Source organism: Roseibium sp. RKSG952 (assembly GCF_009711355.1).
In genome coordinates, this window is record NZ_SMMF01000430.1 from 1 (window position 1) to 958 (window position 958).

A 958-nucleotide genomic window follows, 5' to 3' on the forward strand; every position below is an offset into this window, starting at 1 on the left:
GGTCAAAGTGACCGGCGCTGGTGTGCCGTTCCGCAGCGATAGGGCCGCGCACCGTAGGGGCCTCCCCCTGTTCTCACGGATCAGTCCGGCCATCAGGCCGGTCCATTTCCCGGCTTCTTTGAGATTGATTTCTTTGAAACGTCGGCTATCTTGATCACATGGAGTGGTCCGGCAGGTTTCCCCGCCGAACCGTTTCCTCAGCTTAGGAATGTAACCCGGAGTGTCACTGACCAGGTGCTCCGGGTTTTCTTTACGCTAAGTGTAACGCTAATGGGCAAAAGCCACATGTTTGTTACCTCCACTTGAGGACAAAGGCCGCTCGCCTCGGCCGGGCTGGCCCATCCGGCCCGATTGCACCGCTGGCCCGGTGCTGCTGCTTCTTGTCCTCAAAACCCGGATTGTTAGGCTCCCGGCTTAAAAACCTCCACGGCTTCCAAAAGACGTCTGTAATTGCGAGCCTCTTGCAAAATTCCACGCCTCAAGGGGGCGCTGTAATCTCTGCTCGTCCGGTAAAGCGAAAACAGAATGCCCCGGCCTTCGACCTCGGCAACCCCCGGATAACCGACAGCAAACAAACGCTCATTCACTTTGATCGTTTGGGTTCTGCCACTTCGCCGCAGGGCGCTATAAAATTCTTTCCACTCGATGCGGTTCATTGTCTGCCGCTCACGCCTCCTGACTTAGAAAACAAGCCATGCCTTCCCGTGCGCGCGCCGCAAAGTCTCCGGCTTCGCGCTGATAAAACAACGCATCCACGCGGTTGCCCTTTTCCCGGTGTTCGCGGGATTTGTCGTAAAAATGCTGAGAACTCCGCTGGTAAAAGTGAACGTCTTCAAACTTGTCACCATCAATGATCGGGCTCAGTTTTTTCATTGGTCTTGCTCCTTCGCGGATTTGATGCCTGAGCCTTTCGGCTGGTCGGCGTTTCTTTTCCGCGTCGCCGGAAACGGGGGAGCCA

At 56.1% G+C, this 958-nt stretch carries 2 protein-coding genes; both read right to left on the reverse strand.

The annotated features are described in order from the left end of the window. Nucleotides 1-401: 401 nt before the first annotated feature. Nucleotides 402-656, reverse strand: coding sequence for a hypothetical protein (locus E1297_RS01380; RefSeq protein WP_155132947.1), 255 nt, complete (start codon nt 654-656; stop codon nt 402-404). 10 nt (nt 657-666) lie between these two features. After that, complete coding sequence (locus E1297_RS01385) at nt 667-873, reverse strand: hypothetical protein (RefSeq protein WP_155132950.1); 207 nt, start codon at nt 871-873, stop codon at nt 667-669. Between the last annotated feature and the right edge of the window lie 85 nt (nt 874-958).

Bases quoted from the DNA above. Each gene is read 5' to 3' on its own strand.
- E1297_RS01380 (WP_155132947.1), bottom strand. From the start codon at position 656: ATGAACCGCATCGAGTGGAAAGAATTTTATAGCGCCCTGCGGCGAAGT.
- E1297_RS01385 (WP_155132950.1), bottom strand. From the start codon at position 873: ATGAAAAAACTGAGCCCGATCATTGATGGTGACAAGTTTGAAGACGTT.